At 42.6% G+C, this 14474-nt stretch carries 15 protein-coding genes; 8 read left to right on the top strand and 7 right to left on the bottom strand.

Going from position 1 to position 14474, the window contains the following annotated elements; genetic code table 11:
- Positions 1 to 4: 4 nt before the first annotated feature.
- Entirely contained in the window at positions 5 to 397 is a 393-nt protein-coding gene (locus tag BW980_RS17345) for an SRPBCC family protein (protein WP_076456441.1), read from the top strand.
- On the opposite strand, the gene BW980_RS17340 is transcribed toward BW980_RS17345, so the two are convergent.
- Complete coding sequence (locus BW980_RS17340) at positions 398 to 1129, bottom strand: biotin--[acetyl-CoA-carboxylase] ligase (RefSeq protein ID WP_076456440.1); 732 nt, start codon at positions 1127 to 1129, stop codon at positions 398 to 400.
- 92 nt (positions 1130 to 1221) lie between these two features.
- On the opposite strand from BW980_RS17340, the gene rsfS reads away from it, so the two are divergent.
- Genes rsfS through BW980_RS17310 form a run of 6 tightly spaced genes read left to right on the top strand, consistent with a single transcriptional unit; the run spans position 1222 to position 6016 of the window.
- Complete coding sequence (gene rsfS, locus BW980_RS17335; protein WP_013992070.1) at positions 1222 to 1605, top strand: ribosome silencing factor; 384 nt, start codon at positions 1222 to 1224, stop codon at positions 1603 to 1605.
- A 9-nt stretch (positions 1606 to 1614) separates the two neighbouring features.
- Complete coding sequence (gene ftsH / locus BW980_RS17330; protein WP_076456439.1) at positions 1615 to 3624, top strand: ATP-dependent zinc metalloprotease FtsH; 2010 nt, start codon at positions 1615 to 1617, stop codon at positions 3622 to 3624.
- A 58-nt stretch (positions 3625 to 3682) separates the two neighbouring features.
- Positions 3683 to 4297 (top strand): LUD domain-containing protein, encoded by a 615-nt coding sequence (locus BW980_RS17325; RefSeq protein ID WP_076456438.1) that lies wholly within the window; start codon positions 3683 to 3685, stop codon positions 4295 to 4297.
- A 1-nt stretch (position 4298) separates the two neighbouring features.
- Positions 4299 to 5102, top strand: a complete 804-nt coding sequence (locus BW980_RS17320) for a phosphatidate cytidylyltransferase (protein ID WP_013992073.1) — start codon at positions 4299 to 4301, stop codon at positions 5100 to 5102.
- Complete coding sequence (locus BW980_RS17315; RefSeq protein ID WP_076456437.1) at positions 5092 to 5775, top strand: phosphatidylserine decarboxylase family protein; 684 nt, start codon at positions 5092 to 5094, stop codon at positions 5773 to 5775. Before BW980_RS17320 ends, BW980_RS17315 begins: the two co-directional genes overlap by 11 nt.
- Entirely contained in the window at positions 5750 to 6016 is a 267-nt protein-coding gene (locus tag BW980_RS17310) for an acyl-CoA-binding protein (RefSeq protein WP_013992075.1), read from the top strand. The genes BW980_RS17315 and BW980_RS17310 overlap by 26 nt, the downstream gene beginning before the upstream one ends.
- A 32-nt stretch (positions 6017 to 6048) precedes the next feature.
- On the opposite strand, the gene BW980_RS17305 is transcribed toward BW980_RS17310, so the two are convergent.
- From BW980_RS17305 to BW980_RS17285, 5 genes are all read right to left on the bottom strand, one after another.
- Positions 6049 to 6813: a creatininase family protein gene (locus BW980_RS17305; RefSeq protein WP_175609907.1), complete on the bottom strand. Its 765-nt coding sequence runs from the start codon at positions 6811 to 6813 to the stop codon at positions 6049 to 6051.
- A gap of 37 nt (positions 6814 to 6850) precedes the next feature.
- Positions 6851 to 8119, bottom strand: coding sequence for a sterol desaturase family protein (locus tag BW980_RS17300; RefSeq protein ID WP_076456436.1), 1269 nt, complete (start codon positions 8117 to 8119; stop codon positions 6851 to 6853).
- Positions 8120 to 8167: 48 nt separating this feature from the next.
- Positions 8168 to 8761 (bottom strand): hypothetical protein, encoded by a 594-nt coding sequence (locus BW980_RS17295; protein ID WP_076456435.1) that lies wholly within the window; start codon positions 8759 to 8761, stop codon positions 8168 to 8170.
- 294 nt (positions 8762 to 9055) lie between these two features.
- The gene (locus BW980_RS17290; RefSeq protein WP_076456434.1) at positions 9056 to 9625 is read right to left on the bottom strand and encodes a TetR/AcrR family transcriptional regulator; all 570 of its coding nucleotides are present in this window, start codon (positions 9623 to 9625) and stop codon (positions 9056 to 9058) included.
- Positions 9626 to 9856: 231 nt separating this feature from the next.
- A complete protein-coding gene (locus BW980_RS17285; protein WP_076456433.1) occupies positions 9857 to 12487 on the bottom strand; it encodes a valine--tRNA ligase in 2631 nt (876 codons plus the stop codon).
- A 199-nt stretch (positions 12488 to 12686) separates the two neighbouring features.
- Between BW980_RS17285 and BW980_RS17280 the strand changes: the two genes are divergently transcribed.
- Entirely contained in the window at positions 12687 to 13073 is a 387-nt protein-coding gene (locus BW980_RS17280) for a DUF1573 domain-containing protein (RefSeq protein ID WP_076456432.1), read from the top strand.
- A gap of 50 nt (positions 13074 to 13123) precedes the next feature.
- On the opposite strand, the gene BW980_RS17275 is transcribed toward BW980_RS17280, so the two are convergent.
- On the bottom strand, positions 13124 to 14455 hold the full coding sequence (locus BW980_RS17275) for a PDZ domain-containing protein (protein WP_245800093.1): 1332 nt from the start codon (positions 14453 to 14455) through the stop codon (positions 13124 to 13126).
- Positions 14456 to 14474 lie beyond the last annotated feature (19 nt).

Here is a 14474-nt window from a genome sequence, read left to right as displayed (position 1 = left end):
TGATATGCATATAGAGACACCTCAAAAAAATATAGCCAAAGGAAACAAAGAAGTCTTTGAATTCTTGACCGATTTGAAGAATTTCGAAAAATTAATGCCCGACAACATCGAAAAATTTGAGGTCATTAACGAAGACCGCTTTCTTTTTGCCCTAAGTGGCATGCCACAGATCGTTCTACAACGTCAAGGACAAACCCCGTACAACCAAATAGTATTGGGTGCCGCAAGTGACAAGTTGCCTTTTACCCTAACTGCCGACATCACATCAATAAGCGAGTCTGAAAGTGGGGTTACCCTGAGTTTCGAAGGCAAGTTCAACGCTATGATGGCCATGATGATCAAACATCCGATCACCAATTTTATGGGAACACTTTCAGAGAACCTATCGAAAATCTAATCAGTAGAGCAGTTTTACCTCTTTGATATCGAATTCTTGCAAGATATTATCCTCAAGGGCAATAACCAGCTTTCCCTTGGGGGAAATACCACGAATGAACCCCATAAAGAGTTCCCCATCTCGATTTTCAAAGGTCGAGGGTTTGTCTTTGCGAAAAAGCACTTCCTCATAGGCCTGCCACAATTTCATCACGGGTTCGGCCTTCATTTTCAAAAAATTGCGTTTTAAACTTTCAACTAAAGCATGTAAGAGTTCATCCAGTTCAAAGTTTTTACCTAAAATCAATTTTAAAGAAGAGGCATTTTCAACATTACCGAAAAATGTTTGGTTCACATTTAGACCAATACCTATCACGGCCGTATTTATTTGCCCCCCAGAAAGTAAATTCTCAATAAGAATTCCACAAATTTTCGAAGTACCTGACAGAATGTCGTTGGGCCATTTTATGCTAAGGTTCGGCACTTGATACGCCTTCAGCACATCATAAACGGCAAGTGAAACACAAATGTTCAACGCAAAAAAATCATCGGCAACCAGATGCAGGTCATTTTTCAAAACACTGATAGTAAGGTTTTTACCGGTCTCAGACTCCCAAACAGCCCCCATTTGCCCCTTGCCCTTCAACTGTTCTTTGGCCATAACCACCGTAAAATCAGTTAAGGAACTATCGGGCAACAAACGTTTTAAATATGCGTTTGTAGAGTCCGTGGCATTAAGTTTGATTAATTCCATCTCAGGCTTAAATCGTAGATATTGTATCTATTATAAAAAACTTAGGCCTAAAAGAACAAAAAAATAATAACTTTGTAGAAATAAAATTTTGAATGCAAAAAAGCAAAGCCAATGCAGATGAACTAATTGCATTGATCTTACAGGGAATAGAAGAAGTTAAGGGCCAAGATATAAATCTGCTTGACCTACGAGATATAGAGAATACTGTTTGTGACTACTTTATAATTTGTAATGGTACTTCGAACACACATGTAAACGCAATAGTAGGTTCAATTCGTAAAATCGTTAGCAAATCGATTCAAGACAAACCTTGGCACGTAGAAGGTGAGGATAATGCCGAATGGGTCTTAATGGATTACGTTAATGTTGTAGTACATGTATTTCAGAAACACATTCGAGAATATTATGATATCGAAGGTCTTTGGGGTGACGCCAAATTGACCACGATAGAAAGTAGCAGCAGTTTGAACCAGTAAAAAATAATAATGGCGAAAGATAACAATTCGAATACAAAAAAACCTAAGTTCAGTTCGTGGTGGGTCTACGGATTGATCGCAATTCTTTTAATAGGTTTTCAATTTATAGGTAGTGGCAACTTGGCCAGCACCAAAAAAACGACAACTTCAGAGTTACAAGAATACCTAAGAAACGGTGATGTCAAAGAAATCATGATCATCACCAATACCCGTCAGGCCAAAGTCTTCCTTACAGAAGAAGCTATGGCCAAAGACGTCCATAAAGATGTAGCCGAAAAGCCATTTTTACCCTCTACCGGCGCCGTACCACAGTACGTGCTCGATTATGGTGATTTGCAGAATTTCGAGAACGAGATCAAGAACATCAAAAAAGAGAACAACCTAGATACCATTGTCGATTACGATACCGACAACAACTATCTTATGGATCTTCTTTTGGGCATACTGCCCTTCGTCTTGATTATCGGTATCTGGATTTACCTCATGCGCAGAATGTCGGGCGGTGGCGGCGGTGGTGCCGGCGGCCAGATATTCAACATCGGGAAATCAAAGGCCAAACTTTTTGACGAAAAGACCGATACAAGAACATCGTTTAAAGATGTAGCCGGTCTTGAAGGCGCCAAAGAAGAAGTAGAAGAAATTGTCGAGTTCCTAAGAAACCCTGACAAGTATACCTCCCTAGGTGGAAAGATTCCTAAAGGAGCCCTTCTTGTAGGTCCTCCGGGAACAGGTAAGACCCTTTTGGCGAAAGCCGTGGCAGGAGAGGCCAAAGTGCCTTTCTTCTCCCTATCCGGTTCCGACTTCGTAGAAATGTTCGTCGGTGTAGGTGCTTCAAGGGTACGTGACCTTTTTAAACAAGCCAAGGATAAATCACCCGCCATTATATTTATCGATGAGATTGACGCTATTGGCCGCGCCCGTGGCAAGAACAATTTTACCGGTTCTAACGACGAACGTGAAAACACGCTCAACCAGTTGCTGACCGAAATGGACGGTTTTGGAACCAATACCAACGTTATCGTATTGGCCGCTACCAACCGTGCCGATGTTTTGGACAAGGCCTTAATGCGTGCCGGTCGTTTTGACAGACAGATATATGTAGACTTACCCGACATTAGGGAGCGTAAGGAAATATTTGAGGTCCACCTAAGACCTATCAAGACCTCCGAGGCCTTAGACTTAGAATTTTTAGCAAGACAAACACCCGGTTTCTCCGGTGCCGATATTGCCAACGTCTGTAACGAGGCTGCACTTATTGCGGCCAGAAAAGAGAAAAAGGCGGTTTCCAAACAAGATTTCTTGGATGCAGTCGACAGAATAGTCGGTGGATTAGAGAAAAAGAATAAAATCATCACTCCAGGTGAAAAAGAAACAATTGCCTACCACGAAGCAGGTCATGCCACCACAAGTTGGATGCTTGAGCACGCTGCCCCATTGGTTAAGGTAACTATAGTCCCAAGGGGACAATCCCTAGGTGCTGCATGGTATTTGCCCGAAGAGCGCTTAATCGTCCGCCCAGAGCAGATGTTAGACGAAATGTGTGCCACCATGGGTGGTAGAGCCGCCGAAAAGGTTATCTTCAACAAGATATCTACCGGAGCATTGAGCGACTTGGAAAAAGTAACCAAGCAAGCAAGGGCCATGGTAACGATCTACGGTCTGAACGACGAGATAGGCAACATTACCTATTACGATTCATCGGGGCAAGATTCATATGGCTTCTCCAAACCTTACAGCGAGGATACGGCCCGTAAGATCGACAAGGAAATTTCAAAAATCATAGAAGCGCAGTACCAGAGGGCTATTCAGGTATTGACCGAGAACAAAGACAAGCTTACGATTCTAGCCGAAAGGTTGTTAGAAAAAGAAGTTATCTTTAAAGAAGATTTAGAAAAGATTTTCGGCAAAAGACCTTTTGACAAGGAATTCGATCAAAAAGGACAGGAAAAAATATCCGATGATACGGCTGCGCCTGACAATAGCGCACTTGCTAAAGAAGAAGGAGAAGAAAATAAATAAGAACATTTAACGTTTTCTTTAACCAGAAGAGAATGTATATTGAGTTTTATAAGAGCAAATGGGGCTATTTGACAAATTATTCGGTGGTGGCAAGCAGAAGAAGGTTTCCAAAGAAACAGCGGAAACTAGAGGCGCCCACATGCCCGATCTGAACATACCTGTAGACGAGAAATTTACCATTCATTTCAAGAAAAATGGTGGTAAATTCCTCTACTGCGATTCGTTTGACGAAATCTCCCAGGCTGTCAGAAACATTGTCAACGAAAATAGCTGGCAAGACCACCCCTTTTACATCATCGACCCTAAACTCAAGGAAAAGTTTTCTAAAGAAAAAATCAGTTTTACCGACAAGACACGAGAGAGCGAAGTGTTCTTTACCACTTGTGAGCACCTTATCGCCCAAAACGGTTCTATATTGGTATGCTCAAACCAGTTGATGGACAAAAAACTGAACGAACTACCGTACAACGTCATCGTTTTTGCCACGACCAGCCAATTGGTGGAGTCTATAGGCGAAGGATTAAAGACGATCAAAAAGAAATACGGTCATAACATTCCCGCAAACATTACTACATTAAAACACTTTCAACCTAACGAGGGTAATTCAGACGATTTTTTAACTTACGGAAGTAGCTCAAAAAATCTATATCTTTTACTTTTGGAAGACCTATAACATGAAAGAAGTTTTAAGGCGTTCGCTTACCGGGGCTGTTTACATCTTTTTATTGCTATCTGCCGTCTTTTTAAGCTCGGATGCCTTCGATTTTCTATTCATGATCTTCGGGCTGGCCTGTCTCAACGAATATAAAAAACTGGTCGACCTTAAAGGACTGCACATCTACGCCGCCTATTTGGCACTCTGGTGGGCCTTTATCTATTTCGTAAACGACATGAGCGTAGTCTACATACTATTGTTCTGCACCATTACCGTTAACTTTGCCCTTCTTTTTTATCTTTTTTCAAAAAAGGAAAAGCTTTTCAATACGGTTCAAAAGTTTATCATCGGACTTTTTTATGTGGGTGGGGGATGTATTTTCCTTACCATGATCCCTTATACCGACAATGACTTTGCCAAGTTTCTAATTATAGGTATTTTTATCTTAATTTGGGTAAACGATTCGTTCGCTTACATCGTTGGTCGTACCTTTGGGCGAACCAAACTGTTTCCGGCGGTATCCCCAAAGAAAACGGTTGAAGGCGCTTTGGGAGGATTGGTTTTTGCCGTGGCAACAGCCTATTTCCTAGCTAAATACGAGCCTATCGTTAGCCCTGCACAATGGGTTACCCTAGCTGTGATCATTGTAGTTACGGGCAACTTGGGCGATTTAATAGAGTCAAAATTTAAAAGAGCTGCCGGTGTAAAAGATAGTGGTGCTATTTTACCTGGCCATGGCGGGATGTTAGACCGCCTAGATAGTTTAATATTTGCAGCACCGTTTGCGTATTTAACCTTAAATATTTTCGCCCATGTTTCATAAAGAGGGTCAAAAAATTATTCTTATTACCTTTTTTATCGTTTCCGCCCTTATCCTTGGTTCGCAGTATACCATTGAGATTCCTTGGTTACGTCTTGGCATTCAATTGATCGCGGTAGTAATCTTAATTTTGATTCTTCAATTTTTCAGAAACCCGACCCGAAGGGCCAACAAAAACTTTGACGAAATATTGGCACCCGTAGACGGCAAGGTTGTGGTAATAGAAGAAGTAGAGGAAACCGAATTCTTCAAGGACAAACGCAAACAGGTATCCATTTTCATGTCTCCTACCAATGTGCACGTTACCCGATATCCTGCCAGTGGAAGTGTAAAATATTCAAAGTACCACCCAGGAAAATACCTTGTAGCCTGGCATCCTAAGTCAAGTACCGAAAACGAACGTACGACCGTAGTCATACGCACACCAAAGTTCGGGGACATCCTATACAGGCAAATTGCAGGCGCATTGGCACGACGTATAGTGAACTATGCCGAAGAAGGCGATAACGTTCAACAGGGCGAAGATGCCGGTTTCATCAAATTCGGTTCCAGGGTCGATTTGTTCTTGCCTTTGGATTGCGCCATTACCGTTAAGTTAAACCAAAAAGTAATCGGTGCAGAAACCTGTATCGCCGCTGTAGTCAAAAGGAATGAAGAAGGAGAAATTACATATTGATTTCGACAAGGCGGTAGAGTTTATGAACAACTATACCGACCCGCTGCCAGCCGACTTACTGCTCAAGTTGTATGCCTATTACAAAATAGCCAACAAAAACTATAGCAACCCCGGAAGCAGTACCCCCCTTATCAACGCCTTTAAGGCCAATGCCCTTATACAGGCAAAAAACATTAAAAAAGACGAGGCAATGAAGGCTTACATCAAACTTGTAAAAAGCGAAGTGCAAAACAAGCACTGAGCCCTACCGAGCCCCACTCCCATTTCACAAGTCTACTCATAAAGATCCTTTGTATCGGCCTTGCACAGCTCGTAAAGGAAATGCCCCATCTTTTGGGTAACATCATTAAAGAAGCGCTCCCCTTTTTCCTTGCTGGCCTTATGCGGATTACCCACACCGGTATCTTCACTGATCTCAGACCATTTTCGTTCGGCCCAGGCCCAAGCTTCCGAAAAGGATTTGATCTTAAATTTTTTGGAAGCTCCCATACCCCATTTTTCCCTAGGAAGAACCAAATCCGGTCTCAAATGAAGCATAAGACTGGTCTCCATTTCATCGGCATGGTCGCCTTCCTCCTCAAAATACAAGCCTTTATCCAAGGCTTGGGGAAAGCTGCAAAAGCTAATGAACATCTTAGGAAACTTATACCCCAGTTCACGCACCAAAGGCTTAAAATTATTGCCCCCATGCCCGTTAAACAGTACTAACTTATGAAGCCCCTGCCTATTGAGCACTTCTACGATATCGGTCAAAATGGCCAACTGAGTACTTGGGTTCAGGTTGATATCGAGATAAATATCGGATTGCCCCGTATTTACCCCGAAAGGCAAGGTCGGCAACACGATCGGCTTCCCTCCCTTTTCCCAAGCTACACGCGCCGCTTCCGCCGTCAAATAATCCGCTTGGATATTATCGGTAGCATAAGGCAAATGATAGTTATGTGCCTCGGTAGCTCCCCATGGCAATATGGCCAACTCAAAACTTTCCTCCTTTAACGCCTCCCAATTCGTTTCGGCTAAAATGTAAGGTCTTATCATATATAATTCTTGTTTAAAATACCCAAATAAAAAACATTTAGGCCCATGTGTTCCTTTTTGGGGCCGAGGTTTCAAAATAGGTAAAATATATTCCAGAAAACAGGCTTATCAAAAAGTAAAGCGCTACGAGCCAACTTCCGAAGGGCACATAACTGTCAAGACCGAACCAATCGCCCGTAAACAAGATCAAGGCCAAGCCTAAAACGCCCCTAAATAGTTCTATATACACGGCATACTCCTTGCGGTCCATCAAAGTAGTATAGCCATAAACCCCGGTAAAAACCACAAAGCCGAACAGAAGCAGCCCCTTCGGCCCAATTGCAGAAAAATTATAGAACATAAACCACATAAAGCCCGTAGTAACCAACATTTGAAAAACCGCATACACTTTTAACGCGGTCGATGCAGGGGTTTCGTAACGGGTAAAACCGTAGACATCCTCAATAATGGCCATGGGGTATTTTTCTTTGACATCATCAGGCCGCCAGCCAGTAGGCATAAACCAAATTCGAAACTTGTCCCAATAGCTTTTAGCATACCACGCATCGCGGATCAAACGCCATAAGTGTTGAAAATTAATCGGGATCGGATTCCATGTCAAAGCGGGTTTCAACACCCCAAACTGAGGGGGTACATCCTCAAGTTCTTCTTGAAAGGTACCGAAGCAACGATCCCAAATACAAAAAATCTGCCCGAGGTTCTTATCGATATACTCCGGATTAATAGCGTGGTGCACGCGATGTTGCGAAGGGGTTACAATAATATATTCGGCCCAGCCCATTTTACCTATGTGTTGTGTATGGTACCAAAATTGCGCGAAGAGATGAACGGGCAAAAGAATAGCCATTAGCCCATTAGGCACGCCAAGAACTGCCGCAGGAATCAACAATAACGGAAAATAACCGATCAAATTAGAAATGGGCTGACGCAATGCACAGGCCAAATTAAACTCTTCACTACTGTGATGGATCACATGCTGGTTCCAGAAAAAATTTATTTTATGACTTAAACGATGGTTCCAATATCCCGCAAAGTCGACTACGATAAAGGCAATCAACCATACCGGCCACGTAGCCTCCATTTGAAACACCGCCAAATGCTTCAATAAATAAGGATAGGTTACCAAGGCCACCCCTAGACCCAAGGTATCTTTAATAATATTGGTAAAGCCCGAACTTATACTTGATACGGAATCCATCACCTTATGCTTTTGGTCCTTTACAAAATACCCATACCCTATTTCGATGGCCAAGAGCACCATAAAAACGGGGATAGCATACAAAAGTGCCTGAGCATAGGTTTCCACTTGCCGTAGTATTACATTTAAAACAATTTCACATCAACAGAATGCGGTTCAATTAAAAGGGCCTACCATTATATGCGCCCGAAAAGTACCGGGATCCATAAGCCAAGGCATACCCTTGGCATGGGGTTTTGAAGGCAAGCCTGTAGATTCTACCGTGGCAAAAGGGGTATAAATCACATAACGAAACTGTCCGTCTGCCAATTCACCGGTGTTCCTATCGTAGGCTTCGTCGCTCCCGTAATAAATATAGAGCATACTGGGCACAAGGGGCATCTGCCATTTCCCCGCCGCAACCTCGGCACCTTGAATCTCCCGTTTCTCCTTAGTGTTTTTCCCTTCAGCGGTGAGCTCCCTACCGCGTTTCATAAAAGGTTCCAAGGCCTTTGAATAACAAGCTACGCTTATCCCCTCTTTCGCAGGATCGTCTCCTATGCAAACCAAATTATTACTGCCTTCCCTCAATACCGTCAGATTTCCCGAACTATCATACCCATACACCATGGCCCCATCCTTATCGGCTTCGGGAGCAGGCAAGGTCGCCGTTTTGACCTGTATTTCAGAAGGTAGAACTTCACTACTTTTCTCTTGCGACGTGACAAAACACACAGAGAACAAAGCTGCTAACAATATGGTATTTTTCATAATATCAAGGTTTTACCTAAATATAGACACGAAAAATGAATTTTCAGAAGATAAGGGACAAAAATTGGGAACGAAGTCGTAAAAGAAGGACCCCTAAAGCCATAAAGTGGGGGAACATATAGTTATGACAAATGGGGCCTCCAATGACTTAAGCAGATCAGATGAATCTCAAATAAATGTATTCCAGTAAGAATATGGAGCTATTACAAACTAATTTTCGATACCATTCAACTGTTAAGACGATACAATATACGGTTATAAATGAATACAAATTCATTTATGAATGTTAAAATATCATGATTTTATAGCATCCCAACACAAGTGGAAGGTTTGATCGATAATCTCATCCGTAATTTCTACCTCATCCATAGCCATTTGCCTAGCCAAGTTATTGGCATAACCGTAAAACAAGGGAATAATCAGGTCACTATCAATGTTCTTAATAATCAATTCCTCCTTTCCCTGCCCCAATAAGTTTTTGATAAAGCCCACAAACTGGTCGTCAAGCTTATGGGTTTCTTCGGAAGCATAGACCGAATACCGAAACTGATGCATGAATATCACCTCTGAACTGTTAGTTACACGAAACCACAGCACTTTTGACCAGATGATGGAAAGTTGTTTTTTTAAGGGTAAATGCCCAATAGAAGGAAGTATGGAAAGGGTACTACCGACAAAAAGATGCATATACAGCTCGTTCAGCAGCCGCTCTTTACTATCGAAGTAGATATAAAGGGTTCCACAGGCCATTTTGGCCCTTTGGGCAATAGATGACATCGTGAGCCGGTTCAGCCCCACTTCCGAGGTCAATGCAGTAGTTGCCTCAAAAATGGTATTGATCTTGGTATCGTCCCTTACTCTCACATTACTAATATAGTAATTAAAGTGAATCTAAGTTCATTTCTTGTTTTTTATCCACAATAAAACAAAATCCGTAATTCACTGATTACAGGCACAATGCCCCAAAAGAAACCAAAAACCACCCTACGTATTGGATAACTAATGGTTATTACAACACCCTGAACAACCCAAAAACAAAACGGTCGGACATCCTTCAAATAAGGATATCCGACCGCACTTATATTAAAAAAAGGACTAGCCTAAACTGGCCAGACTTTTTTCCAAGGTCTCTATCTTAGCCTCGGCATCGGCCTGTTTTTGGCGTTCTATAGCAATGACTTTCTCTGGTGCATTGTTTACAAAACGCTCATTAGAAAGTTTCTTTTGAACCGACAGCAAGAAGCCCTTGGTGTATTTCAACTCTTCTTCGATCTTTTTGATTTCGGCCTCAACATCGATAGCGCCGCTCATCGGCACAAAGTACTCATTGTTCTTTACACGGAATGACAATGCACCATCTACGGTAGCATCGACATAGGAGACTTCCGATACATTGGTCAATTTCCCTATGACCACATCCCATGTTTTGGCCAAACCGCCCTCGTTGAGCACCAAAAGCTCCAAGCTCTCCTTCATAGGAATGTTCTTTTCCTTACGGATATTTCGAACCCCAGAGACCACTTCCGCCGCAGTTTCAAAGCTTTCAATAAGAGCTTCGTCTACTTTCTCTACCTTCGGCCATGGCGCCACCACTAAAGCCTCTTGAGGCTTACGCTCCGTAATGTGCTGCCAAACCTCTTCGGTCAAGAAAGGCATGAACGGATGCAACAATTTAAGGTTCTGTTCAAACAAATCGATGACCGCCTCATAGGTGGTTTTATCGATAGGCTTCTGGTAATCGGGTTTTATAATTTCCAACAACCATGAACTATAATCGTCCCACACCAACTTGTAAATTGCCATTAGGGCATCTGAGATACGGTACTTGCTAAAATGGTCCTCAATCTCAAGTAAGGTTTTGTTGAATTTGGCCCTATACCATTCAATACCCAATCTTGATGCCTCGGGTTGTGGCAGATCGGCTATTTCCCAACCTTTCAACAATCGGAAACCGTTCCATATTTTATTGGCAAAGTTCTTTCCTTGTTGGCATAGATCTTCATCGAACATCAAATCGTTCCCCGCGGCAGAGCTCAATAAAAGTCCGACACGAACACCATCTGCCCCATAATCTTCTATCAATTTAAGTGCATCGGGCGAATTCCCTAGCGACTTAGACATTTTTCTACGTTGTTTATCACGTACCAAGCCTGTGAAATACACATTTTGAAAAGGACGTTCATCACGGTATTCATAGCCCGAAATAATCATTCGGGCTACCCAAAAGAAAATAATATCCGGCCCCGTGACCAGGTCGTTGGTAGGATAGTAGTAGTTCACCTCCTCGTTTTCGGGCTCCAAAATACCGTTAAAGACACTAATAGGCCACAACCAAGATGAAAACCAAGTATCTAGGGCATCTTCGTCTTGTTTAAGGTCGTCTACTGTCAAATTGGCATTACCTGACTTTTCCTTGGCTAATTTCAAGGCATCTTCAACCGTTTCGGCCACGACAAAATCTTCTTGGCCATCACCGAAATAATAGGCGGGTATCTGTTGCCCCCACCACAATTGGCGTGAAATATTCCAATCGCGGATGTTTTCCATCCAGTGGCGATAGGTATTCTCGAATTTTTTAGGGAAGAATTTTACCTCCTCGGTTTCAAGTACCGCCTTGATCGCTGGCTTGACCAAATCTTCCATTTTCAAGAACCACTGATCGCTCAACCTTGGCTCTATAACCGCCTTGGTACGTTCCGACGTCCCTACTTTATTGACGTAATTTTCCTTTTTGACCAAAAAGCCCTTTTCTTCGAGCTCTTTGGTTATTTCCTTGCGCACCACAAAACGATCCTTTCCTTCATAATGAAGTCCGAAAGAATTCAACGTAGCATCGGCATTGAAGATATCGATGGTTTCAAGCTCGTGTTTTTCACCCAAGGCCTTATCGTTCACATCGTGTGCCGGAGTAATCTTCAAGCAACCGGTACCGAACTCGATATCTACGTATTCGTCTTCTATGATAGGGATAATCCTGCCCGAGATCGGCACTATGGCTTTCTTCCCTTTTAAATGTCGGTAGCGCTCATCGTTAGGATTGATACAAATGGCCGTATCGCCCAAAATGGTCTCAGGTCGCGTAGTAGCAATGGTTACCCGCTCGTCGGAACCTTCTATGGGATATGAAAGGTAGTAAAGAAGACCTTGCTTTTCTTCATAGATTACCTCTTCATCGGAAAGTGTAGTCTGGGCCTCGGGATCCCAGTTTACCATACGGTAGCCCCTATATATCAATCCTTTGTTGAACAAATCGACAAAAACCTTGATGACCGATTTATACATATCGTCATCCATGGTAAACTTGGTACGCTTCCAATCGCAGGATGCCCCTAATTTTTTTAGCTGGTCTAAAATAACCCCGCCGTATTCGTCCGTCCAATCCCAAGCATGCTTTAGGAATTCTTCGCGACTTAAATCGGCCTTATCGATGCCTTGAGACTTCAATTTCGCAACAACTTTAGCCTCTGTAGCAATGGAGGCGTGGTCCATTCCCGGCACCCAACATGCGTTCTTCCCCATTAAACGGGCCCTTCTGACCAATACATCTTGAATAGTATTGTTCAACATGTGCCCCATATGAAGTACTCCGGTTACATTTGGCGGAGGAATTACAATGGTATAAGGCTCCCTTTCATCTGGAGTCGAAGAAAAGAAATCATGCTGCATCCAGTAATCATACCAATGGTTTTCAGCTTTTTGGGGGTCATATTTAGAAGGGATATCCATATTTTTGGAACGGTTTTTGACTAGAGTATGTCGGTCATCACAATAAAGACCGAAACATGAAGTTACATTGTTAATAAATTATGGCAATTTTGCCGCGTTTTAAATACGAAACAAAAATAAGTAACGTTAAGAGATAACAAAAGAATTTTGGAGGTTCATCTGAAAAGATTTATTTTTGAGATTCCCTAAATTTAACAAAATGAAAAAACTAGTACTTGTATTATTTGTTGGGCTAATGGGTTTTACCCTTACCGCACAAGACAAATCAGCAAAAATCGAATTCAAATCAGAGACCGTAGATTACGGTGAAATACAAAAAGGCGCCGATGGCGTTCGCGTATTTGAATTTACGAACACGGGCGAGGCACCGCTTATCATAAGCAAAGTTAGCTCTAGTTGCGGGTGTACTATCCCAAAGAAACCGGAAGACCCGATTTTACCAGGTAAGACCGGTGAGATCCAGGTAAAATATGACACCAATCGTGTCGGCCCGATCAGAAAGGCCATTACCGTAATATCGAATGCCGATACACCTACAAAGGTTCTTAAGATAAAAGGTGAAGTTAAAGCCTCGGAAGGTAAATAAACCTTGAATATAAATATTGCTAAAAACCCTGCCCTAAAAGGCAGGGTTTTCTATTTAAGCATATTTTTCAGCACAAAGGAAAAGAGCAAATCGGAATTGTAACGTTCTATAAGCAGTTTTACACGCTTCCCTTCGCGTTCATTGATCATTTCCAAAATATCCTGTAGTTTATAACGGTGGACCTTTTTTCCGTTTACCGCCAAAATTACATCCCCCTCCTTCAATCCCGCTTCATGGGCAGGACTACCCGCCCTGATAGCAGATACGACAATTTCAGGTACAACGCTCAATCGGGTCTGCTCCTCAAACAGTATCTGCACGTTCCCAAATTCCTTTTTAGCATCATGCACCACCCCCCGGGAATCGGAAATACTCTCGGCTATGTATCGAATACCATCGTGCTGCAGGTCAAGACCACTTAGGTTATACCGAAAGGGCTTACCGAAATTGGAATTTTTTCTAAGTGTAATACGGTTTTTACTATAATCGAAGATTACGTTAAAGCGTTTGAGTACGGCCCCACCGATGCTTCCGTTGCGGTCGGTCAGGTTTTTCAATTCACGGAAGGATTCCTTATCGGGAAAAGCCGCCTTGGCATCACTTAAGGTAAAACGACCAATGGTCAAAGCATCGACCTTGGTACGTTTCCCGTAAATATTACCGTTAAGCCCCCTTCCCAAGAAATCGTCATAATACTTATCAGGTACATTAATGGTATCGTTCTCGAACAACCAAAGGGCATCACTACTACCGGTGTCGAGCAGCAACCGGACAGGAAACTCCTCTCCGTTCTTCAACGACAGACCGCTATTGACATAGGCTTTTTTTCCGGTAAGGTACAAAGGCAAGGCCTCGTACTTTCTACCTTTACGGTATACATATTTCCCTGGATCATATAAACGAATGACCTGCTTCGTATAGTTGATATCTACCACAAAATCACGAAACAGGTCATAACCGATTATGCCGTGTACGGGAATACCCAAGGAGGTAGAAAAATTGACGCTCTTGTCCATGACCACGAACAATCTTTGCCGGGGGTTTACAATAGACTTTATACGAAAAGCGTTTTCCCGGGAGACCAAGGCCTTTATGGGCACATCATCGCCAAACCCCTTTATGGTAATTTCGGAAACATTGTTGATCTGCACCGAATCACGCTCCGAGATATTGAACAATATAGGTGTTCCCACGCCGGAATCCAGTAAAAACGAGAGTTCGGTACCGTTCACCTCGATGGGCACTATGATCAGATTGTTGATCAATTGAAATTTTAGCTTTTCAAACTTTTTTCCCTCGGGTAAACTAAAGCCCTGTGCCCTCATCACCAATGAGGACAACAGCAACAAAAAGAGGACGATATGAGTTCGGGCGCCATTCAACTTTTTTCATATTTACCTC

The organism is Zobellia uliginosa (assembly GCF_900156625.1).
In the GTDB taxonomy this organism is placed as follows: Bacteria; Bacteroidota; Bacteroidia; order Flavobacteriales; family Flavobacteriaceae; genus Zobellia; species Zobellia uliginosa.
The sequence above is the reverse complement of the archived record's forward strand: the minus strand, read 5'-3'. Positions and strand labels throughout refer to the sequence as shown.

Excerpts from the sequence above, each read along its gene's own strand:
- BW980_RS17345 (WP_076456441.1), top strand. The coding sequence starts at position 5 with ATGCATATAGAGACACCTCAAAAAAATATAGCCAAAGGAAACAAAGAA.
- BW980_RS17320 (WP_013992073.1), top strand. The coding sequence starts at position 4,299 with ATGAAAGAAGTTTTAAGGCGTTCGCTTACCGGGGCTGTTTACATCTTT.
- rsfS (WP_013992070.1), top strand. The coding sequence starts at position 1,222 with ATGCAAAAAAGCAAAGCCAATGCAGATGAACTAATTGCATTGATCTTA.
- ftsH (WP_076456439.1), top strand. The coding sequence starts at position 1,615 with ATGGCGAAAGATAACAATTCGAATACAAAAAAACCTAAGTTCAGTTCG.
- BW980_RS17325 (WP_076456438.1), top strand. The coding sequence starts at position 3,683 with ATGGGGCTATTTGACAAATTATTCGGTGGTGGCAAGCAGAAGAAGGTT.
- BW980_RS17305 (WP_175609907.1), bottom strand. The coding sequence starts at position 6,813 with ATGATAAGACCTTACATTTTAGCCGAAACGAATTGGGAGGCGTTAAAG.
- BW980_RS17280 (WP_076456432.1), top strand. The coding sequence starts at position 12,687 with ATGAAAAAACTAGTACTTGTATTATTTGTTGGGCTAATGGGTTTTACC.
- BW980_RS17310 (WP_013992075.1), top strand. The coding sequence starts at position 5,750 with ATGAAGAAGGAGAAATTACATATTGATTTCGACAAGGCGGTAGAGTTT.
- BW980_RS17315 (WP_076456437.1), top strand. The coding sequence starts at position 5,092 with ATGTTTCATAAAGAGGGTCAAAAAATTATTCTTATTACCTTTTTTATC.
- BW980_RS17285 (WP_076456433.1), bottom strand. The coding sequence starts at position 12,487 with ATGGATATCCCTTCTAAATATGACCCCCAAAAAGCTGAAAACCATTGG.
- BW980_RS17340 (WP_076456440.1), bottom strand. The coding sequence starts at position 1,129 with ATGGAATTAATCAAACTTAATGCCACGGACTCTACAAACGCATATTTA.
- BW980_RS17295 (WP_076456435.1), bottom strand. The coding sequence starts at position 8,761 with ATGAAAAATACCATATTGTTAGCAGCTTTGTTCTCTGTGTGTTTTGTC.